23 protein-coding genes are annotated in these 25548 nt (G+C 39.9%); 10 read left to right on the top strand and 13 right to left on the bottom strand.

What is annotated here, in order from left to right:
• Positions 1–51: 51 nt before the first annotated feature.
• The 8 genes from hflD to F3J02_RS10805 form a co-directional block, all read right to left on the bottom strand.
• Positions 52–783, bottom strand: a complete 732-nt coding sequence (gene hflD / locus F3J02_RS10770; RefSeq protein ID WP_167249178.1) for a high frequency lysogenization protein HflD — start codon at positions 781–783, stop codon at positions 52–54.
• 19 nt (positions 784–802) lie between these two features.
• On the bottom strand, positions 803–1936 hold the full coding sequence (mnmA, locus tag F3J02_RS10775; protein WP_167249180.1) for a tRNA 2-thiouridine(34) synthase MnmA: 1134 nt from the start codon (positions 1934–1936) through the stop codon (positions 803–805).
• 4 nt (positions 1937–1940) lie between these two features.
• Positions 1941–2429: an NUDIX hydrolase gene (locus tag F3J02_RS10780; protein WP_167249182.1), complete on the bottom strand. Its 489-nt coding sequence runs from the start codon at positions 2427–2429 to the stop codon at positions 1941–1943.
• Between the two features lie 92 nt (positions 2430–2521).
• On the bottom strand, positions 2522–3214 hold the full coding sequence (locus F3J02_RS10785) for a sel1 repeat family protein (RefSeq protein WP_167249184.1): 693 nt from the start codon (positions 3212–3214) through the stop codon (positions 2522–2524).
• A 50-nt stretch (positions 3215–3264) separates the two neighbouring features.
• Positions 3265–4047, bottom strand: a complete 783-nt coding sequence (locus F3J02_RS10790) for a tetratricopeptide repeat protein (protein WP_167249186.1) — start codon at positions 4045–4047, stop codon at positions 3265–3267.
• Between the two features lie 106 nt (positions 4048–4153).
• Complete coding sequence (locus tag F3J02_RS10795; RefSeq protein WP_167249188.1) at positions 4154–4699, bottom strand: gamma carbonic anhydrase family protein; 546 nt, start codon at positions 4697–4699, stop codon at positions 4154–4156.
• 93 nt (positions 4700–4792) lie between these two features.
• Positions 4793–5941: a D-alanyl-D-alanine carboxypeptidase PBP5/6 gene (dacC, locus tag F3J02_RS10800; RefSeq protein WP_167249191.1), complete on the bottom strand. Its 1149-nt coding sequence runs from the start codon at positions 5939–5941 to the stop codon at positions 4793–4795.
• Between the two features lie 127 nt (positions 5942–6068).
• Positions 6069–6473, bottom strand: coding sequence for an MCR_0457 family protein (locus tag F3J02_RS10805; RefSeq protein ID WP_167249193.1), 405 nt, complete (start codon positions 6471–6473; stop codon positions 6069–6071).
• Between the two features lie 254 nt (positions 6474–6727).
• Here F3J02_RS10805 and F3J02_RS10810 point away from each other — a divergent pair, with 254 nt between their 5' ends.
• Positions 6728–6934, top strand: coding sequence for a hypothetical protein (locus tag F3J02_RS10810; protein ID WP_167248865.1), 207 nt, complete (start codon positions 6728–6730; stop codon positions 6932–6934).
• Positions 6935–7036: 102 nt separating this feature from the next.
• Here F3J02_RS10810 and F3J02_RS10815 read toward each other — a convergent pair whose 3' ends face one another.
• Positions 7037–7411: an MCR_0457 family protein gene (locus F3J02_RS10815; RefSeq protein WP_167249195.1), complete on the bottom strand. Its 375-nt coding sequence runs from the start codon at positions 7409–7411 to the stop codon at positions 7037–7039.
• A gap of 317 nt (positions 7412–7728) precedes the next feature.
• Between F3J02_RS10815 and surE the strand changes: the two genes are divergently transcribed.
• The 3 genes from surE (at position 7729) to F3J02_RS10830 (ending at position 10510) form a co-directional block, all read left to right on the top strand.
• On the top strand, positions 7729–8499 hold the full coding sequence (gene surE / locus F3J02_RS10820; protein ID WP_167249197.1) for a 5'/3'-nucleotidase SurE: 771 nt from the start codon (positions 7729–7731) through the stop codon (positions 8497–8499).
• 119 nt (positions 8500–8618) lie between these two features.
• Positions 8619–9443, top strand: a complete 825-nt coding sequence (locus F3J02_RS10825; protein WP_167249199.1) for a peptidoglycan DD-metalloendopeptidase family protein — start codon at positions 8619–8621, stop codon at positions 9441–9443.
• A 137-nt stretch (positions 9444–9580) separates the two neighbouring features.
• On the top strand, positions 9581–10510 hold the full coding sequence (locus F3J02_RS10830) for a LysR family transcriptional regulator (RefSeq protein WP_004808267.1): 930 nt from the start codon (positions 9581–9583) through the stop codon (positions 10508–10510).
• A gap of 42 nt (positions 10511–10552) precedes the next feature.
• Here the strand turns inward: F3J02_RS10830 and F3J02_RS10835 are convergent, their stop codons facing one another.
• The gene (locus tag F3J02_RS10835; protein ID WP_167249201.1) at positions 10553–13183 is read right to left on the bottom strand and encodes a Lon protease family protein; all 2631 of its coding nucleotides are present in this window, start codon (positions 13181–13183) and stop codon (positions 10553–10555) included.
• A gap of 186 nt (positions 13184–13369) precedes the next feature.
• On the opposite strand from F3J02_RS10835, the gene F3J02_RS10840 reads away from it, so the two are divergent.
• The 4 genes from F3J02_RS10840 (at position 13370) to rpmE (ending at position 17477) form a co-directional block, all read left to right on the top strand.
• Positions 13370–15544 carry an AmpG family muropeptide MFS transporter gene (locus F3J02_RS10840; protein WP_167249203.1) on the top strand — a complete coding sequence of 725 codons (2175 nt, stop codon included), beginning with the start codon at positions 13370–13372 and terminating at the stop codon, positions 15542–15544.
• Between the two features lie 2 nt (positions 15545–15546).
• Positions 15547–15948: a lactoylglutathione lyase gene (gene gloA, locus F3J02_RS10845; RefSeq protein WP_167249205.1), complete on the top strand. Its 402-nt coding sequence runs from the start codon at positions 15547–15549 to the stop codon at positions 15946–15948.
• A gap of 136 nt (positions 15949–16084) precedes the next feature.
• The gene (locus F3J02_RS10850) at positions 16085–17053 is read left to right on the top strand and encodes a bile acid:sodium symporter family protein (protein ID WP_167249207.1); all 969 of its coding nucleotides are present in this window, start codon (positions 16085–16087) and stop codon (positions 17051–17053) included.
• Between the two features lie 199 nt (positions 17054–17252).
• Positions 17253–17477, top strand: a complete 225-nt coding sequence (gene rpmE, locus F3J02_RS10855) for a 50S ribosomal protein L31 (protein WP_004808257.1) — start codon at positions 17253–17255, stop codon at positions 17475–17477.
• An 89-nt stretch (positions 17478–17566) separates the two neighbouring features.
• Here rpmE and F3J02_RS10860 read toward each other — a convergent pair whose 3' ends face one another.
• From F3J02_RS10860 to epmB, 3 genes are read right to left on the bottom strand one after another with little or no spacing between them, the layout of a single operon-like run.
• Entirely contained in the window at positions 17567–19660 is a 2094-nt protein-coding gene (locus F3J02_RS10860) for an EAL domain-containing protein (RefSeq protein ID WP_167249209.1), read from the bottom strand.
• Positions 19642–21396: a GTPase gene (locus F3J02_RS10865; protein ID WP_167249211.1), complete on the bottom strand. Its 1755-nt coding sequence runs from the start codon at positions 21394–21396 to the stop codon at positions 19642–19644. The genes F3J02_RS10860 and F3J02_RS10865 overlap by 19 nt, the downstream gene beginning before the upstream one ends.
• Before the next feature lie 13 nt (positions 21397–21409).
• Positions 21410–22426: an EF-P beta-lysylation protein EpmB gene (gene epmB / locus F3J02_RS10870; protein ID WP_167249213.1), complete on the bottom strand. Its 1017-nt coding sequence runs from the start codon at positions 22424–22426 to the stop codon at positions 21410–21412.
• A gap of 89 nt (positions 22427–22515) precedes the next feature.
• Here epmB and efp point away from each other — a divergent pair, with 89 nt between their 5' ends.
• Complete coding sequence (gene efp, locus F3J02_RS10875) at positions 22516–23085, top strand: elongation factor P (RefSeq protein ID WP_004808248.1); 570 nt, start codon at positions 22516–22518, stop codon at positions 23083–23085.
• Between the two features lie 358 nt (positions 23086–23443).
• Entirely contained in the window at positions 23444–25546 is a 2103-nt protein-coding gene (locus F3J02_RS10880) for a carbon starvation CstA family protein (protein WP_167249215.1), read from the top strand.
• The last annotated feature ends 2 nt before the right edge of the window (positions 25547–25548 follow it).

A 25548-nucleotide genomic window follows, 5' to 3' on the forward strand; every position in this document is an offset into this window, starting at 1 on the left:
TTAGAGAGGTTGTAAAACGGTATAAAAAATAAATTCGTTTGTCGCATCGGTCTATACCACCTGATACTGCAAACGAGCGAGAGCTTGAATATCTTGCAATAATTTGCGTTTACTAAAGATCATACTCCAAGAGCTACCACCGAGCTGCTTCCATAAATGTGCAAGCTGTAAGCCCGTAAATAAGCATGCACGAATACGGTTGGTATGATTGATGTCTTTAAATGCTTCGGCATTACCACGAACCAGAATACGCGGATTGATTTGTCCTGCAGTTTCTACATAGGTTTGTGCGAGGTTGGCAATGATGCTTGGGTGTAAATAGTTATTATCGAAAAAGGAAAGCTGTTTTAAGATTTTTTGTTGTGAGCTTTCTATGATTTTGACGTATTCGGGGTTGCTGTAGACTTTCTTTTCCAACTGCAATAAGGCCATCGCATAGGACATTGGCAGTTTGGCAGTGGACATCTTCGGAACACGGGATTTCGGTGCAGTATTAAAAGGCTGGGTAATACAGCCTTCTAATGTTTTTAAACCGAGTGAAATGTCTGCAAGTTGATTAAAAAAATCTAAGGTTTGAGTGGCATTGTTGGCGCTAGGACGTATATTCAGGCTGGCTTTAATCAATAACTCAAAATAGAAATTACCACTATCGCCAATGCTTTGCTGTCCCGCCATTGCGGTCATATGTGTCAGCTGTGTTGCCTGAAAGACTGCAGCCAATGCTAGAGCACGGTTTTGTCTAACATTCAACGCTTGAGTGTGCTGAAAGGGTAACTCGACCATGCTTCGCTTCCCAATTTCCTTAAATAAAATCTGGTTCAGGTGCATTGGTATGATGAATGACACCACCACCTAAGCAGACCTCACTGGAGTAGAACACTACACTTTGTCCTGGAGTCACAGCTCTCTGTGGCTCGTCAAACTCAACACGAATTCCATTTTCAGTCTGTTCATCGCGATAGATTGTACACGCTTGATCGGGCTGACGATAACGAGTTTTCGCTGTGCAGCGGAATCCAGCCGATGGAATGTCCTGTTCACCTGCAACCCAATCAATTGACTCGCTCCAAAGTTGTGTACTTTGCATCAATGGATGTTCATGTCCTTGACCAATCACCAGTCGGTTATTGGCAATATCTTTATGTAATACGAACCATGCACCTTCTTGTACACCTTTCATACCACCAATACCAATACCACCGCGTTGACCCAGCGTATAGTACATCAAGCCATGATGTTCACCAACTTCTTTACCAGATTCCAAAACAATTTTTCCAGCTTGTGCAGGTAAGTATTGTTTAAGGAAGTCGGTAAAGCGACGTTCACCAATAAAACAAATACCAGTTGAGTCTTTTTTCTTCGCTGTTGCTAAATCAAGTTGTTCTGCAATACGACGAACTTCTGGCTTTTCAATTTCCCCCACAGGGAACAGGGTTTTGTTAATTTCACGACCATGTACCGCATGTAGAAAATAGGTTTGGTCTTTATTATTATCGACACCACGGAGCAATGGGGCATAAGTCTCGCCACGCGAGTTTTGTGTGCTTGCACCACGACGTGCATAGTGACCTGTGGCAATAAAGTCTGCACCTAAGGTCATCGCGTGATCGAGGAAGGCGCGGAATTTAATTTCTTTATTACACAGAATATCTGGGTTTGGGGTACGACCTGCAGCATATTCAGCTAAGAAGTGCTCAAATACACGATCCCAATATTCCATTGCAAAGTTGGCAGTGTGTAGCTTGATGCCAATTTTATCTGCAACGGCTTGAGCATCTGCCAAGTCTTCCAGTGCTGTGCAGTATTCCGTACCATCATCTTCTTCCCAGTTTTTCATGAAAAGACCTTCAACTTGATATCCTTGTTGAAGTAATAATGCGGCAGAAACAGAGGAGTCTACACCACCAGACATACCGACGATGACACGTTGTTGCATCTAATTAAGCGTCCAAATGAGAAGTTAATGAGGGAGAAAAAGGGTGCTCATAAATAAGCGATAAGGGATATTTTTTGCCAGCAAGGGCATCTTCAACAGCTTTTAAAACCAGTGGGCTACGCGCACGTGCTGTTTCTTGTAGCTCATCCAAGTTCATCCATACTGCACCAACAATACCTGTATCCAGCTGCGCATTTTCTTCAACTGCCGTCACATGTGCCAAGAAGCAAAAACGGTAATAAGTGCGGTCAGGAAACATCGGTGGGGTATAGGTATAGATACCGAGCAAATGATCAATTTCAATGTGATGACCTGTTTCTTCTAAGGTCTCACGGATGGCTGCTTGAATGATGGTCTCATCGCATTCTACATGTCCCGCAGGTTGATTAAACACGGTATGTACAAAGCCTTCGCTGTGTTCTTCAACAAACAGAAAACGTCCGTCTTTTTCGACAACAGTGGCGACAGTGACATGAGGTGTCCAAGCGGTCATAGAAAGCACCATGGTTTTAAAAAACGTATTCTACAAAATTTGAGAGTTTTTGGCTATGGTGGCTGAATGATAGATTTAACCGCCAATGGCTTTTATTCAGGTTTAATTTTACTATTAATAAATTTTCGTAGTTCTTTTGCTGATTGGCATGCTGGATCAGCATTTCCATATTTACAACTATAATTGAGAACATTTAAAGCTTTTTTATAGTTAGGTTCAGTATTTTCCTCAGAAATTAATTGGTTTGCGAACATGGTGCATCCCCAAGGATCACGCCAGTCACAAGTTTTTTCAAATGTTGAAAAAATACACTTTTTTTGTTCAGCAGTTAATTGTTCTGTGAAACTCAACATTCCAGCAGCCCTGTTGGTACAACCAGAGGCGACCCCTAGCTCACAACTTCTTTGAAATAATTGTTCGGCTGGAAGTTTATAATTCGCTTCTTGTAATGATAAGGCTGAAAAGTAACAAGCAATGGCGTCATTTTTTAAACATAATTCATAACATTTTGATGGATTATCTTCGCAAATATTTGTTGTGCTGTTAGAAGCACTCGCAAGCAATATTTGTATTATGGGAGAGGAGCTCGCTGGGCATTTCTGTAAATTATTTCTAAAAATTTCTCGGTTTTCTATATCATTTACTATGGAATTAAAAACTGGGTTAAGTGATGGGGTGCTAGAAGAGTCATCTAAAGTATCTTTATCCAATGTTGTTTTATTACAAGCTGATAAAAAAAGACAACTCCATATAGAAAAACATAAATAGGTTATTTTTTTGCTCATATAAACTCCTGAACTATTTAATATAATTAATTAAAAAAATAAGGTTAATATTATTCTAAATTATGTAGATTAATTTGAGCTGTTTTATCCCCTTGAGCAATCGCTTTTAGATACCATTGTCTTGCAATATTAGTATCTTTAGGAACACCAAAGCCATTTGCATATGAATAGCCCAAATTATTTTGAGCTTCGGCATCTCCTTGGTCGGCTGCTTTTAACCACCATTCATTAGCGATGGTATAATTTTGAGGAACACCTTTGCCTGTAGCATATAACAAACCTAATTTTGTTTGAGCTAATGCGAATCCTTGCTTTGCTGCTCGGGTGTACCACCCTTTTGCTATCGCATAATTCGGCTGAACTCCTTTCCCAAAATGATACATTTGGCCTAGAGCAAATTGAGCTAAATCTAGGCGAGTAGCAGCTTTTCTATATAACTTTTCTGCGCGCTTATAATCTTGAGGAACGCCTAAACCTTCAGCATATAGAGCTCCTAATGAAAATTGAGCCTCCTTATATCCTTGATGAGCTGACTTTTGATACCATTCTGCAGCAAGCGGGTAATTTTGAGCTACGCCCAGACCTTTTGCATAAATAACACCTAAATTATGTTGTGCTTCAGCAAGGCCTAGATCGGCTGATTTTTGAAATAGCCCAATAGCCCGCATATAATCTTGAGGTACATTTTGACCTAGTAGATAAGTTACTCCTAAATCAAAGTCTTGTAATGCTAACGCTCTTATTTCTTTAGAATTACCTGCGAATAGGTTAGTTGTAACGAGCAAGGTTGTACTTAAAAACAAAGTTAAAATAAGCTTCTTTTTGTTTTCCATATTAGGTACCACTTTTTAATTTTGATATTTAGAGAGCAATTGTTATATTCATATTTTGCTCTCTAATTTTTACTTCATAGATCAGTCATCATTATGATGTTTATGATTAACAATCTATTTGATCTAAATAATTATCCTTCACTTTCACATAGTGACGTGCCGAGTAAGGTAGAAACTCCATTTCTTTTTCAGTCAGTGCACGAACTTGCTGTACTGGGCTGCCGACATAGAGATAACCGCTTTTTAAAACCTTACGTGGTGGAACAAGACTACCTGCGCCAATCATCACATCATCTTCAATGATCACGTCATCTAAAACAACGGTATTGATCCCGATCAAGACGCGATTTCCAATGGTACAACCATGCAAAGTCACATGATGCCCAACGGTCACATCTTCACCAATGAGCAGTGGAGAGCCATTCGGTTTAGATTGATTCTTATGACTGACATGCAACATACAGTGATCTTGTACATTACTATTTTTGCCAATCTGAATTGAATTTACATCACCGCGAATGACGGCAAAAGGCCAAACTGAAACATTCTCTGCTAATTTGACATCACCAACTACAACTGACATTTCATCCACGTAGCAGCTTGAATCAACATCAGGTTTCTGATCTAAATAGGGGCGAATGTTCTTTGGCATAGTGGTTTTCGATTGGAAAATTTAGAGTAATTATAAAATAAAAAAGCATTCATACCCAAGAGCATGAATGCTTAATCAACTGATGTCTAAAAATTAGAATAAGTTGCTAAAGAACATTTTGATATGATCAATCATACGAGCAAAGAAACCAGCTTCTTCAACAGGTTTTAAAGCAACTAGTGGTTTTTCAGCGATCACTTTACCGTCAAGACTTGCCACTAATTTACCAACCACTTGACCTTTTGCTAAAGGTGCATTGAGTTTCGGTTGAACCACAAGCTGAGTTTTGATTTTGTCTGCTTGGCCTTTAGGCATGGTGACATTGAAGTTTTCAGCTAAACCGATTTGAACTTCATCTTGTTTACCAAACCATACTTTTGCTTTAGCAAGAACTTGATTAGCAGGTTGAACGTTTGCAGTTTCAAAGTTTGCAAAGCCCCAAGCCAATAATGTACGTGTTTGATTGGCACGTTCATTCATACTTGGTGTGCCGAAGATCACCGAGATCAAACGCATTGGTCCACGTTTACTTGATGTAGTCAGACAGAAACCAGCTTCGTCAGTATGGCCCGTTTTTAAGCCATCTACGCTTGGATCAGTATAAAGTAGGGCATTACGGTTACCTTGCTTAATGCCGTTAAAAGAAAATTCTTTTTCTGAATAAATTGGATAGTATTTAGAACTATCTTTAATAATATGCTGTGCCAGTACGGCCATATCTTTTGCAGTTGAGTAATGACCTTCAGCTGGCATCCCTGTTGAGTTAATGAAATGTGTATTCACCATACCAACACGTTTTGCTTCTTGGTTCATCATGTGGGCGAAGGTACCTTCATTGCCCGCGATATGCTCAGCCATTGCTTTAGAAGCATCATTACCTGATTGGATAATAATACCACGTAACATTTCTAAAACTGTTGCTGTGCCATTTAATGGAACATACATACATGATTCAGAACTGCTACCACGACACCACGCAGATTCGTTCATGCGTACTTGTTCGTTTTCAGTCAATTCACCCTTTAATAGTTTCTGCTCAATGATGTAGCTTGTCATCATTTTTGTCATTGAGGCAGGTGCAAGTTTTTCATTTTCGTTTTTAGCAGCGAGAATCTGTCCAGTCTCGTAATCCATCAATACATAGGATTTATTATTTAATTCTGGTGGAGCTGATAGGACAGTTGCTGCATATGAAAAGCTTGGCAAAAGGAGTAATGCAGCAAGAGCGCTTTTTTGAGTCATTCTAGGTGGTTCCAATATCTTGTATGAAGCAGACGAGCCTAGCATTTTAGGATAAAGCAAAGCCGACTTCTACGGGGGAAATCGGCTTTTTCATACAGTATTGTAACCTGAAGCTTAATTGATCGGATTATTTTGAATAATAATTACGAACATCATCGCAAATCTGACGGTTATCATCATCAGAAGCTGCTTTTGCATCAGCGCGTGCTTCTTTTAATGCTTCTTGAAAGTCTTTGCCTTTGACGCGTTTATTGAGGCTTTCAACGGCATTAGATTCATTATTTAAATATGCTTTAACGAGGTTGTCATAGGCTTTATTAAATTTTAAATCCTTGCCAATTAAACTTGGGCAAATTTCAGAAAGAACATAGATTGCAGCAAGTTCTTGTTTAGTTACGCTATCTGAAGTTGGGGTCACCTCAATCTTTTCTGCTTCCGTAGATTTTTTATCTGCCGCAAATGCTGTAGGAGCTAAAGCGCTAGAAGCAATGAGAAATGATAAACCTAGTGTTTTAAAAACATTTTTCTGCATAATAAATCAAACTCAGAACAAGACTTAAAGAATTTGAATAACTTATAGCATAAAAGCATGTTAAAAAATGTATGTTTGCTGTAGGAACAGTGGAGAAAGTGTGGCTTTAAATTTTCAGAATATGAAACACCACAGTGCTTTAATGAAATTATGCCTCACTTGAATGTGGTCTTGTAGCTAAAAGATTTAAAATAGATCAATCTAATTTTAGTATTACGATAAGAATAGATGAAGCTGCAAGAGCAGTATTCTGAATGAGCAGCATAAATAACAATGCGAGAAAACATAAAATATCTATAAGCGCAGAAGCAATAACACCTAATTTCTCAGAAGCTGCTGAATATTTGAACGTAGCAGGTGTGGTTCGTTGTGATGCAATTGAGCCTTTATCAGAAGGATTTTGGGGGATTCTTAGTCCAGCCAATATCATCCATATGGTGCGTGAGCCCGATGCTTGGTAGCTATGTTTTGAAAGGCGTCAACTTTATTTTTATGGGTAGGTTTAAGTAGGATGTGGTTTTAAACGACTTGATATTTAAAACCACATTGGATTTTACCAGTGATTAACCTTCAAAGTTAAGGACTTCATCACATACTGATTTTTGTTCAGCTTTATCCACTTCTGATGCTGCTTCACGTGCATCTTTTAGCAAAGATTTAAATTCAGTATCTTTCTGTAAGCTGTCTAAAGAAGCAGATTTGTCAGAATAATTACTTAAATATGAACCGATCATTTTTTTGATGTTTTGGTCAAATTTAGCATTTTTACCAATCAAGTTAGGACACATTTCGACAAGCACTTGTGCATTAGCGATATCATCTTTAATCAATGCATCTGCTTCTTTTACAGAAACCGCTTCATCAGCAAAAACATTGGGTGCTGCTAAAAGTGTGAAACTCACCCCAAAAATTCGAATGAAATTAGATAAATGTCTCATGGTTGTATAAATTTCTAATACGATGAAGTCATAAATATATATAATTTAAGGAATAATTCAAATGGAAAAACTGTTGAGTAATCTCGCTTTATTGACATGGTTATTGATGCTTAGAGTATAAATTATGTGCGACTCGCCCCTGATTTTTTGATCTATATAAAATGAATTCTGTGTTTTGTACTCACTCGGTTAAGGTTAAACTTGACAGGTGTGTCTCCACTGCCTAAGTTTCATGCCTTAATTTGAAGTATTTTAGCCTTTATTTAATAGATGCTATGGCCGAAAATACCTACAGTCCTAATAGAGAATAGATTCTAGTGAATATTTTGATCGCAAATGATGATGGTGTATTTGCACCTGGACTACAAGCTTTAGCGCAAGCGTTAAGACCTTTAGGTCGAGTGGTTGTAGTGGCGCCAGAAAGTGAGCGAAGTGGTTATTCGAGTGCTTTGACACTTGATCGCCCTTTGCGTCCTATACAAATTTCTGAAGATGTCTGGGCAGTCAATGGAACGCCTGCGGACTGCGTCTATTTATCTATGAATGGGCTATTTGATTTCGAATTTGATTTAGTGGTCAGCGGTATCAATAGTGGTGCAAATCTTGGTGATGACGTTTTATATTCAGGTACAGTGGGCGCAGCTTTTGAAGGGCGCTTGATGAAGCATCCTGCGATTGCAGTTTCTTTAGCTGGATCAAACGTACGTGCTTATGAACACCCACAGCATTATGCAGTGGCAGCGCAATGGGTGCATGATTTTATCGCGAAAGGACTTCCTGTTTTGCCGCCTCGTCATATCTTTAATATCAACATTCCAGATGTCGAACAGATTAAAGGGGCGCAGGTGACCTACCAAGGACGCCGTGCACAATCGAAGCCAATTAGTAGCCATGTTGATCCGCGAGGTCGTCAAGTCTACTGGATAGGGTTGGCGGGTGAGGCAATTACAGAACCGCAGGCAATGTCGAGTGAGATTCAATCTGACTTCTTTGCTGTTTCGAATGGTTATGTCAGCATTACACCAATCCAGATGGATGCAACCAATTATGCCGTGCTTGAAAATTTACATGCTCATGTAAATGGTTAGCCGTATGAATGTTATAACTTTGTGAATATAGAAAGTGAGAACTCGTTTTTTCTCACTTTTTTGGTACTCTTAGGCGCAAATGTAATAATGAATTAAGGTTTTTTTCGATGAGGGCGAAGATGCACTTAAACCATGTCTCAGTTTTTCTATCACAGAAAATGATTAAAACAATCGTTTTGTCTATGGCGGTTGCAACAGTGGCAGTTATGACGGGTTGTGCATCTAAACCGCAAGTCAATGGTGGGACGCGTTATGTGCAAGCACCAAACTATTATACGGTTCGCTCTGGTGATACTTTAAGTGCGATTTCGAATCGTTACGGGTTAAATTACTTGGATGTTGCAGCGCTGAATGGTATTGCGGCACCTTATCGAATTTACGTCAATCAGTCTTTACGTCTAAAAGGTTCTGTAGCTCAGCGTACAACCTCTACTCAAGCAATGACACAAACTACACCAATTCAACGTCAAAGTATTAACCTGCCGACTCAGCAGCCTGTTGCCCCAAAAACACAACCTGTCGTGCCGAGACCTGTTGTTCCAGTTGTACCTGTGAATCCATCTACGACCTTGGCATCGAGTTTACGTTGGGTGAAACCATCGAATGGACCAATTATTCAAAGCTACAATATGGCGAGTAATGTAAAAGGAACACGTTATGGCGGTAATGAAGGGGATCCAATCTTCGCAGCAGCAAATGGGCAAGTAGTCTATGCGGCAGATGGTCTAAAAGAGTACGGTAACCTTGTTTTAGTCAAACATATCGATGGTTATATCACGGCTTATGCACATAACAGCAAAATGTTAGTGAAGAGTGGTGATACTGTGACTGCGGGACAAAAAATTGCAGAAATGGGGTCATCGGGTGCTTCACGTGTCATGATGGAGTTCCAAGTCCGCTTAGATGGAAAACCTGTGAATCCAGTCACAGTTTTACCAAATTAACCTTAAGATTATTAACAATATTTCAATTATTTATTAATAATCCCCTAGTGCGTAAATAGACTTCCTTGTATACTGAAATTAGATTGCTTTCATTAGAACAATAAGCATATTAATAAATTAAGGTAAGAGGGAAGTCTATGCTAGATCAATTGCGTGCAATGGGGGTCTTCGCCTGTGTTGTGGAAAAAAGCTCTTTTAGTGGAGCAGCAAGAGACTTAGGAATTACAACCAGTGCAGTCAGTCAACAAATCCGTTCTTTAGAACAAGAAATGGATGTCACATTACTCCATCGTTCAACTCGAAAACTCAGTCTCACTGAAGCAGGACAGGCATTCTTTTTAAGTTGCCAAGAAATGTTGGCTGCAGCTGAACGCGGCAAAATCCGCATCAATGAATTACGGGATGACCTTGTCGGGGATTTACGTATTGCTACTACACCAGAGTTGGGGGCATTACATGTTATTCCTGCACTTTCGCATTGGATGTCAGCGCACAAAGGCTTGGCAATCCATTTTGAGGCCGATCACCGTTATATTGATTTAATCGAAGAGCGTATTGATATTGCAATTCGTATGAGTCTGAAAGTTGATGATCATCAATTAGCAGCTGTACCTTTAGCTCGTGTCGATCAGGTGTTGGTGGCTTCGCCAAGCTATCTCAACCAAGCTCAGCCAATTACACGTCCAGAAGATTTACGTCACCATGAATTACTTCCAATCACGTTAATGCAAGGTTATCAGCATTTTGCATTTCGTCATGGCACCAGTGGTGAGGTCGTCAATGTGGATATGAAATCACGTTTAGGTACCAATAATGTCTTTGTCGCAAAATCACTATGTCAACAAGGGCATGGCGTAGCACGTATTTTATATATGGATATTCAAAAAGAATTGATTAATGGTTCTTTAGTTGAAGTGTTACCAGATTGGCAATTACCTGCGTATACCTTGCATGCTTTGACGTCTAAGCGTGAACAGTATCCAATGAAAGTGCATCGCTGTATTGATGCGCTGAAACAATATTTTGCTCAACTTCCTGGTGGGCGCTCCTTACAGGGCGTAGCCTAATTAAAAAGCCATGTTCCGAAGAACATGGCTTTTTTCGTTGCTCTATTTTCGCTTCTTTTTGCCAAGCGGCTTTAAGCTCTTCGCTTCAACCGCTGTTTCTTCAGAGGTTTTCGATGTAACTTCATCCTTTTTGGTCTTTTTACGTTTTTTCTTTTTCTTTGGCTCATCATCTTCAACTGCTTCACCGTCTTCGATTGCTTGCCAATATTCAAGTTGCTCCATCACCGCAGCATAGATTGAGTTTTTGCTATAGCGACCTTTTTTGTCGAGTGTTCCGACTGGACGCGCCATTAAAATTTCTAAGGCTTGATCAATGGTATCAATCGCATGAACATGGAATTGTCCTGCTTGTACAGCATCGCTTACATCCTGACGTAACATCAAGTGCTGCATATTTTGACGTGGGATGATGACACCTTGTTTGCCTGTTAAGCCCTGTAGTTTACATGCGTCATAGAAGCCTTCAATTTTTGCATTGACGCCACCAATCGGCTGTACTTGACCTAACTGGTTCATCGATCCTGTAATTGCCCAAGATTGGTCAATTGGGATTTGACAAATCGCTGAGATAAGCGCTGAAAGTTCTGCTACCGTGGCACTATCACCATCGACTTGACCATAACTTTGTTCAAACGCTAAAGCAGCAGAGAAGTGTAGAATTTGCTCACGACCAAAATGTGCTTTCAAGAAACTCGACATGAGCAATACGCCTTTAGCGTGCAGAGAACCACCAAGCTCTACGCTACGCTCAATATCAAGGATATCTCCACCACCTTGATAGACTGAAGCAGTAAGGCGAGATGGTAATCCAAACTCGACATCTGCATAGTGAATCACGGATAGGGCATTGATTTGACCAAGACGGTGTCCTGATGTCTCAATAAGCTGTGTTCCACGAGACAGATCTTGCCAATATAGTTCACGTAAATAGCCTAAGCGATATTGACGATGATGTAAGGCTTGATTGACATGTTGGTCTGTGACGATCTTATCATCCGCTTTAAATGCATGATGATGCGCCTCACGAATTAAATCACCCAATGTCGAGGCATGTAATGATAGCGAACTTTGATCTTCCGCTTGGCGACTTGAATCAGTAAGTAAAGCCGCGAGCGCAGAGCGATCAAATGGAAGAAGTTTATCTGCTTGCACATAATCTGCAATCAACTGCATATACGCTTGTTCATTACTGTCATTACGTTGTAATGTGTCGGTAAAGTCTGCACGGATTTTAAAGACACTGCCTAGCTCTGGCTCAAGCTCTAAAATTTCATAATAAATTTCAGGTTCAGCCAATAAAATGACTTTAATATCAAGCGGAACAGAAGCAGGCTCAATAGAAATACTTCCTGTTAAGGTTAGCATGTGTTCTAGAGATGAGAGCTTAAGTTGTCCTGATTTTAAGGCACGTTTTAAACCTTGCCATGCATATGGCTGCTCAAGTAACTGTTCAGCCTCAAGCATGAGAAAGCCACCATTGGCTTGATGTAATGACCCTGGGCGAATCAAGGTGAAATCGGTGGTAATCGTACCATTATGCGTTAACTGCTCAACGTGACCCAATAAGTTATAGTGAGTTGGAAAGTCCTCAAAAATAACTGGCGCACCGCTATTTGGTTTATTGGCAACAATTACATTGGCCTGATAGCGTGATGGGACACGATTAAATAAGGCAGGGGTAAAGTCATCTTCTTCTTGCTCTAAAATCAACTCAACATTATCAATAATGTCTTCGGCATAATGTTTTAGGAACAAATCTAAGCCTTTTACCTCTTTATTCTTATTTAGGATTGACTCAATGCGTGGCATAACGACTTGAGTGGCAATATCTCGATTGAGGCTCGAAACTTGGTCGCGTGCATCATCTTCTAAATCACCTAAGTGTAAACCTAGGCGCTCTAGCTTTTTCTCCATATAGCGAATATTGGAATTAATTTCTGTACGCTCTTTGGTTGGGAGTGCATTGAGTTCATTTTGTGTTAATTCATGATATTCATCATTGCGCAATTGCATTGCGATAAAGACATGTTTGTCATTGCGAGAAACTAATTTTAAATCGAGTTCTTCACCTTCTTTGGTAAGTTCAACCAAAGCTTGCTGCTGTACATCTCCTGTATCTTGGCGAATACGTTCGATACGGTTGTGATAGCTTTCTGCACTAAAACGGCGTTCTAACTGTTTTAAAATGATTTGCCATGCTTGTTGCAATGCGTTTTGGAATTTGGTGCCTTGGCCCGCAGGAAAGTGCAGCGCGATTGGCTGTCTTGGATTTTTGAAATTATTAACATAGACCCAATCGTGAGGCGTCGGCATGGTTTTGGCGTGTTGCTGTAGCAAACGCTTGATCATAGTACGTTTACCCAGCCCAGCCGTACCAACAGCAAAAATATTATAGCCTGAGTAAGGGAGTGAAATACCTGCTTCAACAGAGGCACGTGCACGGTCTTGCCCTAAAAAATTATTGAGCGGTTTGATGCGTTTGGTCGAACTTGGTATTTCAGCTAAGTCTGGAATATGAGTGAGTTGGTCTGCACGTAGTGCGGTTTTAATCAGTGTTGCTTGTATGTCCGTCTGCTCAAATGCGCTTGGTAAAGAGTTTATATTTGCGGTGATAGTGTTTGTTGGTGTTAATGATAAAGTTGTTGCAGTCATTTGATCGAGTTTTTGGGTCACTGTTGCTATCCAACAAATAAACTAAAGTTGAGTAATTAAAGGTATACAGTTTTAGCCCTAAAGATCAAGCGAACTTGTGTTTTTTATCGACAAAACAAAAGAATGATTGCATAAAGCAACTTGCAAGCAAGGGCAAGAAACGATTGAATAAGCACATTCACGCATGTTCATGGAAAATAATAACCAATGACAACTCAAGCCTCTGGTTGGGCTTCGGCATTTAAAGCATTTTTAGATCGCCGTGCTCTGATTATGTTATTTCTTGGTTTCTCAGCGGGGATTCCAATTTTATTGATTTTTTCTAGCTTATCGTTATGGCTAGGCGAGGCTGGTATTGATAAAAGTGCGGTCACTTTTTTTAGTTGGGCCGCGTTAGGTTATTCCTTTAAATTCGTTTGGGCACCGTTAATTGATGAATTACCTGTGCCCTTTTTAACCAAAAGCTTAGGTCGTCGCCGTGCTTGGTTGCTGATTGCACAATGTTTAATTATCTGTGCAATTTGTATCATGGCTTTTTCAGATCCAGCGCTTGGACAAAGCTATTTAATCCAAATGGCCTTTGGTGCAGTTTTACTGGGCTTCTCAGCTGCAACACAAGATATTGTGATCGATGCCTATCGTATTGAGTTGGCTGAAACTGAAATGCAAACAGTATTGGCTTCAACATACAATGCGGGCTACCGCATCGGGATGATTGTTGCAGGTGCGGGTGCATTATTTTTGGCGGCCTATTTAGGCACAGCTAAAGGCAACTACATTTATGAAGCTTGGAAATATACTTATTTAACCATGGCCGCAGTGATGGTGGTGGGTATTATTACCACTTTATGTGTTCGTGAACCGCAAGTGAATCGCGTTTATAAGCACTATAAAACCACGGATTACTACCGTTTGGTATTTGTATTCTTTATCGCCGTTGCAACTTTTGTGGTGAGCTATATCTATTCGGGTAATGTGACAGAAGCCATTGCCAAGGCAGTAGCAATTAAAGACACCGCTGCATTGTTTGGTTTAGAAGCGCTGCGCTTTTTAACTGCAACTGCATCTGCCTTATTGATCGGTTTTGCGCTGGTTAAAATAGGTGTGGTGAATCAGCAAATGGCGAAAGAAACATGGGTCGCACCGATTCTAGATTTCTTTAAACGCTATGGGGTGAAACTGGCTCTCGTTTTATTGCTGTTAATTGGCTTCTTCCGTATCTCTGACATTATTGCAGGGGTAATTTCAAATGTGTTTTATCAAGATCTAAATTTTAGTAAAGAGCAGATTGCCGAAGCAGTCAAAATTTATGGTGTTTTATTCAGTTTGATTGGTGGCTTCTTAGGTGGTCTATTGGCACAACGCATGAACATTATGAAACTTATGTTCGTGGGTGCAGTATTAGCAAGCTCAACCAATTTGATCTTTATTGGGTTGGTGAAGTCTGGCAAACCATTGGATCAAGTTGAAGTCCAAGTGGGTGCTCAGCATTATCAGGTTCAAACTGATGAGGTGGGATATTGGAAGTTACAAGTCCCAAATGAAGCCTTAGCCAAAGCACACACAATTCAGGTGAGTACTCAGTATCAAAACCAAGCTGACACTAAGGTTCAATTAGAAGTTCCTTATTTGGTAGGCACTCAGCAAGCTCAGATTCAATTGCTACCAATGAGTGGTAATGATCAACTCACACCGAAAGAGCTAAAACAAAGTCTGGTAATCAAAGGTCAATTAGCGGGGGTAAAAGCTGAAGAGTTGAATGCAGAACGCCCAGTTGTTTTAACCTTAGACGGACAGGAGTTTGTGGCGAAAGTTGATCAAAATGGCTTATTCACGGGTGTGATTGATGGCAAAATTTTGCAGGCATCACCGACCAAGACCATTACGGCTTTGGCCAATTTAAACAGCAATACGGGCAGTGAATTGTTGGCAACCCGACAATATCGTGTCGATACTGCATCTCATGCTGAGACAGATTTAAATGTGGATATTCAACCGATTGCTGTGGTTGACCCAGCTCAACAAGGTACAGTTGAATTGTCTGGTAAAGTGATTAAAAGTTATAGTTCGTTGTGGTTATATTTGGCCATTATTGTAGACAATTTGGCTTCTGGTTTAGCTGGTGCGGCATTTATTGCCTTCTTATCGAGTTTAACCAGCGTATCATTTACCGCTGTTCAATATGCGATTTTCAGTTCATTGATGACTTTAACGCCAAAATTATTGGGTGGTTATTCAGGAACAATTGTCAGCAATATCGGTTATCCAAATTTCTTTTTAATGACGACTTTAATTGGTATCCCAATTTTAGTTTTAGTGGTATGGGTCGCGAAACTGTTACGCGATCATGAAAACCAAACAACTCAACAGACAGGTGAATAACTATGCGCATGTTACATACGATGCTACGAGTAGGTAATTTAGAACAATCTTTGAAGTTCTACACTGAGGTACTTGGTATGAAATTGCTACGCCAACGTGATTATGAAGAAGGGCGTTTTACTTTGGCTTTTGTTGGCTACGGTGATGAAGAAAACAACACCGTGCTTGAGCTTACCCATAACTGGGATACAGCTAGCTATGATTTAGGTAATGCCTATGGTCATATCGCAATTGGTGTTGACGATGCCTATAAAGCATGTGAAGAAATCAAAGCACGTGGTGGAAAAGTAGTACGTGAGGCTGGTCCAATGAAGGGCGGTGTAACAGTAATTGCTTTTGTTGAAGATCCAGATGGTTATAAAGTTGAGTTGATTCAACAAGATCAACACGCACGTAATAACTAATTTTTGGTCTAGTTAGTCCAAGATTTCTAAGCTAAAGCCCTAGCTTTATTTATAGAGCCCAGTATGATGATGCGATCAAATGATCAACAACATCATATTGGGCTTTATAATTTAAGTGAGTAGATAGGGATAAGTTATGTTGAAGCAACTGGCAGTGGACCGCTTTACAATATTATTAATTGCAATGGTGTTACTGGCGACTTTTTTACCAGTCTCAGGTCAGATTGCACATTATTTTAATATTCTAACCACGGTCGCAATTGCAGTACTGTTCTTTTTGCATGGTGCCAAGTTATCACGTGAAGCTGTCGTTGAAGGCATGCTGCATTGGAAAATGCATGCTCTGGTATTTGCTTTTACTTTTGTGATTTTCCCTGCGATTGGATTGCTGGCTAAACCTGTATTGGAACCATTACTCGGACAGCAGTTGTATTGGGGTTTTCTGTTTATGTGCTTCTTGCCATCGACAGTGCAATCTTCAATTGCATTTACTTCGATGGCAAAGGGCAATGTTGCTGCTGCTGTGTGTAGCGCATCTTTCTCCAATATTATCGGGATGTTTATTACTCCGATTTTGGTGAGCTATTTTATTTTAGGACAAAGTCAACATGGTTTTGATCCGACCACATCGATTATTCAAATCACCTTGTTACTACTGGTACCTTTTATTTTAGGACAATTATTGCGTCCTTATGTTTTCCCTTATATGGTCAAAATGCCAAGTATCGTTAAAGCTTTCGATCAGGGATCGATCTTAATGGTGGTCTATGGTGCATTTAGTGGTGCTGTGGTGGCAGGTTTATGGCATCAGGTCAGTGGATTAACTTTGCTGTATTTAGTGCTTGCATGCTCAGTTTTATTGACCATTGTGATGTTGCTTGCTTTGTATATCCCTAAGTGGTTGGGTTTTAATCATGCTGATCAAGTGACGATTTTCTTTTGTAGCTCAAAGAAAACTCTGGCGAGTGGGGTACCGATGGCACAAATTCTCTTTATTGGACAGCCTTTGGGCATGATCGTACTGCCGATTATGATTTTTCATCAAATTCAGTTAATGGTCTGCGGCATGATTGCGAATCGTTGGTCAAAATCAAATCAGGAATAGTTCGCAAAATTTAATTTTTTGGCGTATAATCTTCCGCACTTGTTGGCTTTGCTCTGACCGTTGGAGTCTCGGTGAGTCAAAAGAAATGGTCTGTTGTGGTGTTGATCTGCAAGTGTGAAAACACTTTGCTTTCCTCAAATTGAGAGTGATCAATTGCGATAACAGCTTAAGCCTTTCTTACTAAATAGGAGCATCGACCATGCGCGCCGATATTCACCCTAAATACGAAAACTTAGTTGCTACTTGTTCATGTGGTAACGTAATCGAAACTCGTTCTGCTCTTGGTAAAGAAACTATTTACCTAGACGTATGTTCAGCTTGCCACCCATTCTATACTGGTAAACAAAAGAATGTGGATACAGGCGGCCGTATCGACAAATTTAAACAACGTTTCTCTGGTATGTCACGTTCTGTTAAACGTTAATATCAAGAAAGAAAAAAACGGGCTATATGCCCGTTTTTTTGTGCCTACACTTTTATCTAAGAGGTATGTAGGCTGCGATGTACAAGACCTTATTGGTCTTGTACATCGGTTAAACGATCGAGTTTTTTCTGGAAATAGTTACCTTGTAAGAAGCGGGCTTCAACATTCCATGCATTTGCAAACAAGTTCATGTCATTGAGTTCCATCAAGAAGATTTCTACAGGCTTTTGACCGATAAAATGCAGGATTTTTTCTTGTAAGTTTGCCATATCTTTTTCAGAGGCAAGCATTCTGGTTAATTTGCCGTGAAGACTCAAATATTGAGCATCAATCTGTTGCAACATAGAGTCACTATAGAGTGAATCACCGAAATCACGAATTGAAACTTCTGCACCATGTTGGCGGAGTAAGGCAATCTGTGGTTGTGCTTGCGACAGATTTTGTTGTAGTGCTTGTTCAGAGAATTGCAATATTAATGGGTGTGCTTGTTTGCTACCAATAATGGTGAGTAATTTAGCAACCAGTTCTGGTAGTTTTTTATCGTTCAATAAGACGTGATGGTTCAAATTAACAATCAGTTTGGCTTTTGGATATTGCGTGATGAAGTTATGTAATTGCTTGCAGGCTTCTACCAAAATCCAGCGATCAAGTTGAACAGAGAGCTCGACATCATCTTTAAGATCAGCAAAATCACTTAAATCTTGCCATTGATTGTTGTGGATGAATCCACCAGAAACCTCATAAGTATGTGTATGTTGATCCTGTTTATCATAGAGTTGCTGATATTTAAGATGAATATCACCAGTATCCAGTTTTTGTTTAAGCTCTTGCAGTAGGCTTAACTGAACTTTTGTTGGAATATGTTCAGTTGTTAAACCAATATCGGTATCAATTTTTGGGCTGTTGAATACTGGTAAAGCTGCAGTGAATGCTTTACTCAAAATTTGCTCAAAAACCGCTTCGTCTGGAATTGCTTTTGCAAGTTCGCAATAACCCAATTTAAGATGCAAAGGGAAGGTGTGCTGAGCTGTTGTTAAAAGTTGTGGTTTCTGTAAGCTGTTTAAACCGATCAATAGTGAATTTAAAACACTGTTTGATTCAGCTTGGAATAAAGCGACATATAGGGTGTTGTCAATTGAATAGACAGGCACATTCACTTGTTCTTTGATGAAGTTCTGAATGTTGGCAAAATACGCTTTTGTAGTCTGCCAATCAGTTTGGAAAACTTCATTTGGGCAACTACTTAAACTAAACAGCACAACCGCATTGGCATTGGCTGGATGATTGGTGAGTTGTCGATTAATCTGTTGTACGGTGCTGTTTAGGCTTGAAGCTTTTTCGGTTGTAGTAATCGCTGTTGCTGTTGTTATGGTTGCCGGTGTTGATGTTCCACATTCAATATTCAGTTGGATTTCATCTTCATTACCTGAAGGTAAAAACTCAATATGTAATGGGTTATTCTTCACGGTTGGATTTTGCGTACGAAGCTCAAACCGTCCTTGTTCGAATTGACCTTGAGAAATCTTTTTAAAACGCAGTTTAAACTGACTTAAGTCTTCAGGTTGCAAAACATCAAGAATGGGTAAACCAACTAACTCATCTTCACTACTAAAACCAAAGAGATTGGCATATTCAGTATTCACACTCAAATGAATACCTTCTTGTAAAATAGCAACAGCTTTATGGGTTTCTGCAACGAGTGACTGTGCTTGAGACTGCGCTGCTTCTAATTCATTCAAAAGGCGATGTTCAGCTTGTACCAAACGACTATAAGATAGTGCTCGGATCATGCTGATATAGAATGTTTCAGGAACTTTAAGATTCAATACATCATAAATGCCTTTATGAATATAGGTCTGATATTGATCTTTGTTATAGTCATCAGGTTCTAAGAATAATACAGGCAAGCTTGGTTGTGATGAAGCCTGAATTAAAGAAAGTGTTTGTTCTATTTTTAGATCATAAGCGCGACCAAAAACGACGATATCCCATGGCAGATTCAGCTGCTTTTCAAATGTTTTAAGATCATCTAATAAAGTGGCGTGAATTTGATGATCTTGTGCCTTAAAGATCGCGGCAATTTGATTATAACGAAGTTGATTGTCGTCAATAATTAGTAAACGGGTTTCTGTCCGTTTGAGTTTCTTAGACAGTAAAGAATTTCTCACTTCAATGCTTCCCATAAATCTTGATCAATTGTGTCCATATTTTTTTGTGCCATATATTTTTGAAGAACAGGATGTTCCTCATCATTTAGCAGTTCAAATTCAAATTGAACAAAACTCTGGGTAATTAATTGTGCGTTTAATAAATACACTTTGACTTCCTCTTTCCCCAATCTTAAATGAACAGCTTGGTGTTCTCTAAAAATTTGTGAACCTGGTAAAATTAACGTTGTTTTTGTTTCATCCAAATTTTGGTTTTTTAATAAAAGTGTTGGATGATAGTTACTTACATGTCGGTCAGCCTGTATGCGAACAGCACAAGGGAAAATCTCTTGTGCTAATACTTCTAAACCGAGCTCCAGACTTTTCTCGCTCGATTGTTTGAGCCAACGAATTACACCTCCACGCCAATGCCCATGTGATGTTTCTTTGACTAAAATATATTCGCCAGTTCTCAAGTTTTTGGGTGCTTCTCCTGACCACTTAATACGATAGCCGTTCACACTGATATCTAAAATATCAGCTTGGTAAACTGCTTTGCTTTCACGGCTTAACCGTTGAATTGCCGACTCTTGATTGTCGGAAGCACTCTTTTTGTCCCAGGCAGACATAAACTTTGATTCGTTTTGTAGACCATAACTATGGTCGAGCAATAAAGTCTCTGCGAAATTCTTAGCTTTTGATAGATAAAAATGGGCAGTCAGTAAACCAAAGCAAATATGCAACTGAGCTGAGTATTCATAACGCTCATGACGACGTTCAGCAGTTGTCCCTAAAATGGTCTGCACATGAAATTTCAGTGCTGGCGTTAAATATATTTTTTCGTTCTTAGAAATGTATTCAGCATTTTTATGCAACGTTGCCGTAACATGATCAAGTAGGCTATGTGTGCTGATAAAAATATTTGGGTTAAAGCCAGAGCTTTGTTTCTTATTATAAATCGGTGGATGATCTTTAGTGGTATCGACTACGTACTTAGTTAAATCAGTTTCTTTCGATAGAATTTGAACCATTTTGGCCCAGTCAAAACTACACTGGAATAAAGCTTGAATTTCAGATTGACGGATTTGATTGGTATTAAAAATATCCATCAAAATCAATTGTGCATAAGCCTGGGTAATATTGCTGATAGAACTTGGTTTGCCTTGAGTCTGATCCAAGTTGTTATGCTGATATTTATGCATGACTGCTGCATCATAGAGTTGATGAGCAATTAACCATTGTCCAGCAACAGGTTCGCTATACAGCATGTGTTGTTGATACAGTAATTGAGTCAGTTGTTGTAATGACTGGAATGTCGCTAAGGTTCTGGCAGTTTGCAGATTCTTTTTTTGATTAAGTGCGAAAATTGAAAACTTCTGTTGATCAAGTTGGTCATTACTACGGCGTACGATATTGATATAGATTGCCGCAAAGTAACAACGTAATAACATTGCGAGTTCAATAATATGTTCATTCCGATCGGAGCTAATCACACCTTGATTGAAAAAGTTTTTCTCTAAACTACCTAAAACGTTTTCAATCGTCGGATGTAATACTTGAACTAAATCAAATCTTAAAGTTTCAGAGCACTCTAATTCACTCAATTCTAATAGGGCAGCAAACAATGCTTTAGAAGTATCACCCAACTGCATAATTGATAGGTTTGAGATCCATTCATTCAAACTTTTTGAATTGGTATCACAAAAACTCAGTTTGTCTCTTGTTAAGACCGTTGGAATTTGGAAAATATCCGAAAAAGCATTATTCATCATTGTGTTATCAATCTCAGAACGTTTGAATCCCAAAAAGCGGTGTTTTATTTTTTTCGCCCGCAATTTCCCTAACGAGTTTTGGGACGAGGTATCCTGGCAAACTCGCTAATACATCACTGTATATTTGATCTATCTCTGAAGATCTTATATCAAAATGCTGAGCACCTTTGACTTTATCTAAAACATGAAGGTAATAGGGCATTACTCTTGCTTCAAATAAACGGCTACTCAATTCATTTAAAGTTTCTGCAGAATCGTTCACACCTTTGAGTAAAACTGCCTGATTGAGGACGGTTATATGGTGGAGCGATAACTGTAGCAACTTCGAGCAGGTGAAATCATCGAGTTCAGCTGCGTGGTTTGAGTGTACCACTACTACAATGCGTAGCCTACTGTTTTTTAATATAGAAATCAGCTCATCGTCAATCCGGTTGGGGATTACAATCGGAACACGTGAATGAATTCTCAATATCTTAATCTGAGGGAGAGATGCTAGACGTTCTAGCCATAAAGAAATTTTTCGATTATTTAAAGTGAGTGGATCACCACCACTTAAAATCACTTCATTGATTTGTGGGTTTTGCTCAATATACTGTTTTATATTGATCCAGTCGTCATTCTTCGGGAGATTCTCTTGATACGGAAAATGACGCCGGAAACAATAGCGACAGTGAATCGCGCATGCACCTGTTAAGGTCAATAAAAACCGTGATTGATATTTATGTAATACACCCGCCATTTGATTAGCGGCTTCTTCACCTAAGGGGTCAGTGACAAATTCAGGATGTTCTTCCAATTCTAGGTGATGTGGTAGGACTTGGAGCAATAGCGGATCTAACGGATCACCAATGTTCATTTTTCCGACGAATGCACGTGGAACGCGCAATTTAAACTGTTCAGAAGCGAGGATTGCCCCTGATAATAGCTGATCGGTAGATAACTCAAGCAGATTTAACAGCTCTAAGGGATCAGTAATTAGGTCACTGAGTTGCGATTGCCAGTTTTGCTCTTGATGTAAATAGTTTATCATGCCATACGTTAAAAATAGTGTTAGTGTCACACCTGTGCGTGTAGTCTAGCATTAATAGATTTGAGTTTTAAGTTTGGAGTGCGCCTTTCATGGCCTATTATTCTACAAATGATTTTAAAGCAGGCCTTAAGGTTATGCTTGATGGCAACCCATGTTCAATCATGGAAAATGAATATGTAAAACCAGGTAAAGGTCAAGCGTTTAACCGTGTGAAACTACGTAACCTTCGCTCTGGTAAAGTATTAGAAAAAACATTTAAATCAGGTGACTCTTTAGAAGCAGCTGATATTGTAGAAGTTGAAATGGATTACCTCTACAACGATGGCGAAATGTGGAACTTCATGGATCCTGTATCTTTCGAGCAAATCGCTGCTGACAAAACAGCAATGGGCGATGCTGCGAAATGGTTAAAAGACGATTCTAATGAAAAATGTACGATCATGTTATTCAATGGCGTACCTTTGAACGTAAACCCACCAAACTTTGTTGTGTTGAAAATTATTGAAACTGATCCAGGCGTACGTGGTGATACTTCTGGTGGTGGCGGTAAACCAGCGAAGCTTGAAACAGGTGCTGTGGTACGTGTTCCATTATTCGTACAGCAAGAAGAAAGTGTTCGTGTAGACACGCGTACAGGTGACTACCTAGAACGTGCATAATTGTAAATGAGTGGCTAAGCTACTCAAGATATACAATTATCGAAGGGATGATTAAACAATCATCCCTTTTTTTATGCCAAAGTATTAGATAAATAATTGAAGCTAGAAGGTAAACTTACAAAGATATTTCTTCTACAGAAAATATGGAAAGGGAAATCTAATAGGGTTTGCTGACATTTTTTGTTGCCACTGCATTATCTTGCGTAGCTGTAATCGCTACTCATTATTTAGAATAGCTAAATTGCATAAGACTGCTTTGTGTCCTCTAAAAATGTTCTCTGTCGCAATGAGAGCTATAGCTCGTAAAGTGAGATGTCAACAGACCCTAACCACGCTTTATGTATTTGAGAGGTTTTGAATGGAGACAACACAAGCAAAGTCAACACTTCCCTCGAAACTCCTATGGAGTTTGGTTGCCATTGTTGGGGCAATTTCATTTGGGATATTGGCGGTTAGTCGTGGTGAGCATGTTAATGCGGTCTGGTTAGTTCTTGCCGCGGTCTGTGTATATAGCATTGCATATCGGTTCTATAGTTTATTTATTGCAAACAAAGTTTTTGAATTAAATCCTAAACGGTTAACCCCAGCTCATCGTCTCGCAGATGGTCTGGATTATGTTCCTACCAATAAATTTGTTCTATTCGGTCATCACTTTGCCGCGATTGCTGGTGCAGGGCCGTTAGTTGGTCCAATTCTCGCAGCGCAAATGGGCTACTTACCTGGAACTATCTGGCTTTTAGTCGGTGTGGTGATTGCAGGTGCTGTACAAGATTTTCTGGTTTTATTTATCTCCACACGTCGTGATGGTCGCTCTCTAGGCGAAATGGCCAAACAAGAACTCGGTACTTTTGCCGGTGTGATTGTCATGCTCGGTACGTTGGGTGTGATGATCATTATCCTTGCAGTACTCGCATTGGTCGTCGTCAAAGCATTAGCGCATAGTCCATGGGGTGTGTTCAGTATTGCTGCAACAATTCCAATCGCCTTATTCATGGGCGTGTATATGCGTTATCTACGTCCAGGGAAAATTGCTGAAGTATCGATTATTGGCTTTGTGCTGATGATGGCGGCAATTGTATATGGTGGGGACGTTGCAAAAGATCCATATTGGGGGCAGCTATTTACCCTCAGTGGTACTCAATTGACATGGGCCTTAATTATTTATGGTTTTATCGCCTCAGTTTTACCTGTTTGGTTGTTATTAGCACCGCGTGACTACTTATCAACTTTCCTTAAAATTGGTGTGATTGCAGGTTTGGCCATCGGTATTATCTTTGCGATGCCTGATTTGAAAATGCCTGCAATAACCCATTTTGTTGATGGTACGGGCCCAGTATTTGCGGGTAGTTTATTTCCTTTCTTATTTATCACCATTGCCTGTGGTGCGATTTCAGGCTTCCATGCCTTGGTTGCATCAGGTACGACACCGAAATTGGTCGATAACGAAGTCAATATTCGTATGATCGGTTATGGCGGTATGTTGATGGAATCATTCGTCGGTATCATGGCAATGATCTGTGCAACAGTACTCGATCCAGGCATTTACTTCGCAATTAATGCGCCAGCAGCAGTTTTAGGGACCTCGGTAGAGACTGCTGCGGAAGCCGTGCGTAATCTCGGTTTCGTGGTGAGTCCAGAAATGTTGACCTTATTGGCTCAGGAAGTCGGTGAGAGTTCAATCCTGTCTCGTACAGGTGGTGCGCCTACATTTGCAATTGGTATGGCACATATCATTTCAGAGATTTTTAACAACCGCTCAATGATGGCATTTTGGTATCACTTTGCGATTCTGTTTGAAGCATTATTTATTTTAACTGCAGTAGATGCGGGTACACGCGCTTGCCGTTTCATGGTGCAAGATACAGTGGGTATCGTGGTTCCAGCGATTAAACAATCAAGTTCATTCTTTGGGAACTTGGTTGGGACCTTTGTCGCGGTGGCAGGTTGGGGCTTCTTCGTCTATCAAGGTGTGGTTGACCCATTAGGTGGGATTAACTCCTTGTGGCCGTTATTTGGTATTGGTAACCAAATCTTGGCATCTATGGCTTTGATCTTGGGTACAGTCATTCTATTCAAGATGAAAAAAGAGAAGTATGTTTGGGTTACGATTGTCCCGACGATTTTCTTGTTCATTACTTCAATGACAGCAGGCTGGCAAAAGATTTTTCATGAAAATCCAAAAATTGGCTTCCTTGCACAAGCGAATCGTTTCTCGGATGCAATTGCGCGTGGTGAGGTGCTTGCACCAGCCAAGACCATTGCTGAAATGCAAACCATTGTGATGTCGAATCAGATCAATGCTGCACTGTGTGGCTTCTTTATGATTGTTGCGATTGTGATGATCATTGCTTCGATTGGTATTGTACGCAGAGCATTGGCGAGTCCAACACCAACAGTGAACGAGGCACCAGCAGTTTATTCAGAAACCCCGATGACTGCGAATAGCATCAAAGGAGAGTAGCG

Origin of the sequence: Acinetobacter sp. Tr-809 (assembly GCF_011753255.1) — a bacterium.
Classification (GTDB): domain Bacteria; phylum Pseudomonadota; class Gammaproteobacteria; order Pseudomonadales; family Moraxellaceae; genus Acinetobacter.

Bases quoted from the DNA above. Each gene is read 5' to 3' on its own strand.
- mnmA (WP_167249180.1), bottom strand. From the start codon at position 1,936: ATGCAACAACGTGTCATCGTCGGTATGTCTGGTGGTGTAGACTCCTCT.
- F3J02_RS10790 (WP_167249186.1), bottom strand. From the start codon at position 4,047: ATGGAAAACAAAAAGAAGCTTATTTTAACTTTGTTTTTAAGTACAACC.
- F3J02_RS10810 (WP_167248865.1), top strand. From the start codon at position 6,728: ATGAGCAGCATAAATAACAATGCGAGAAAACATAAAATATCTATAAGC.
- efp (WP_004808248.1), top strand. From the start codon at position 22,516: ATGGCCTATTATTCTACAAATGATTTTAAAGCAGGCCTTAAGGTTATG.
- F3J02_RS10780 (WP_167249182.1), bottom strand. From the start codon at position 2,429: ATGACCGCTTGGACACCTCATGTCACTGTCGCCACTGTTGTCGAAAAA.
- F3J02_RS10815 (WP_167249195.1), bottom strand. From the start codon at position 7,411: ATGAGACATTTATCTAATTTCATTCGAATTTTTGGGGTGAGTTTCACA.
- F3J02_RS10850 (WP_167249207.1), top strand. From the start codon at position 16,085: ATGTTGAAGCAACTGGCAGTGGACCGCTTTACAATATTATTAATTGCA.
- F3J02_RS10785 (WP_167249184.1), bottom strand. From the start codon at position 3,214: ATGAGCAAAAAAATAACCTATTTATGTTTTTCTATATGGAGTTGTCTT.
- hflD (WP_167249178.1), bottom strand. From the start codon at position 783: ATGGTCGAGTTACCCTTTCAGCACACTCAAGCGTTGAATGTTAGACAA.
- F3J02_RS10805 (WP_167249193.1), bottom strand. From the start codon at position 6,473: ATGCAGAAAAATGTTTTTAAAACACTAGGTTTATCATTTCTCATTGCT.
- epmB (WP_167249213.1), bottom strand. From the start codon at position 22,426: ATGATAAACTATTTACATCAAGAGCAAAACTGGCAATCGCAACTCAGT.
- F3J02_RS10830 (WP_004808267.1), top strand. From the start codon at position 9,581: ATGCTAGATCAATTGCGTGCAATGGGGGTCTTCGCCTGTGTTGTGGAA.
- F3J02_RS10865 (WP_167249211.1), bottom strand. From the start codon at position 21,396: ATGATGAATAATGCTTTTTCGGATATTTTCCAAATTCCAACGGTCTTA.
- F3J02_RS10795 (WP_167249188.1), bottom strand. From the start codon at position 4,699: ATGCCAAAGAACATTCGCCCCTATTTAGATCAGAAACCTGATGTTGAT.
- dacC (WP_167249191.1), bottom strand. From the start codon at position 5,941: ATGACTCAAAAAAGCGCTCTTGCTGCATTACTCCTTTTGCCAAGCTTT.
- F3J02_RS10860 (WP_167249209.1), bottom strand. From the start codon at position 19,660: ATGGGAAGCATTGAAGTGAGAAATTCTTTACTGTCTAAGAAACTCAAA.
- F3J02_RS10825 (WP_167249199.1), top strand. From the start codon at position 8,619: ATGCACTTAAACCATGTCTCAGTTTTTCTATCACAGAAAATGATTAAA.
- F3J02_RS10880 (WP_167249215.1), top strand. From the start codon at position 23,444: ATGGAGACAACACAAGCAAAGTCAACACTTCCCTCGAAACTCCTATGG.
- F3J02_RS10840 (WP_167249203.1), top strand. From the start codon at position 13,370: ATGACAACTCAAGCCTCTGGTTGGGCTTCGGCATTTAAAGCATTTTTA.
- gloA (WP_167249205.1), top strand. From the start codon at position 15,547: ATGCGCATGTTACATACGATGCTACGAGTAGGTAATTTAGAACAATCT.
- rpmE (WP_004808257.1), top strand. From the start codon at position 17,253: ATGCGCGCCGATATTCACCCTAAATACGAAAACTTAGTTGCTACTTGT.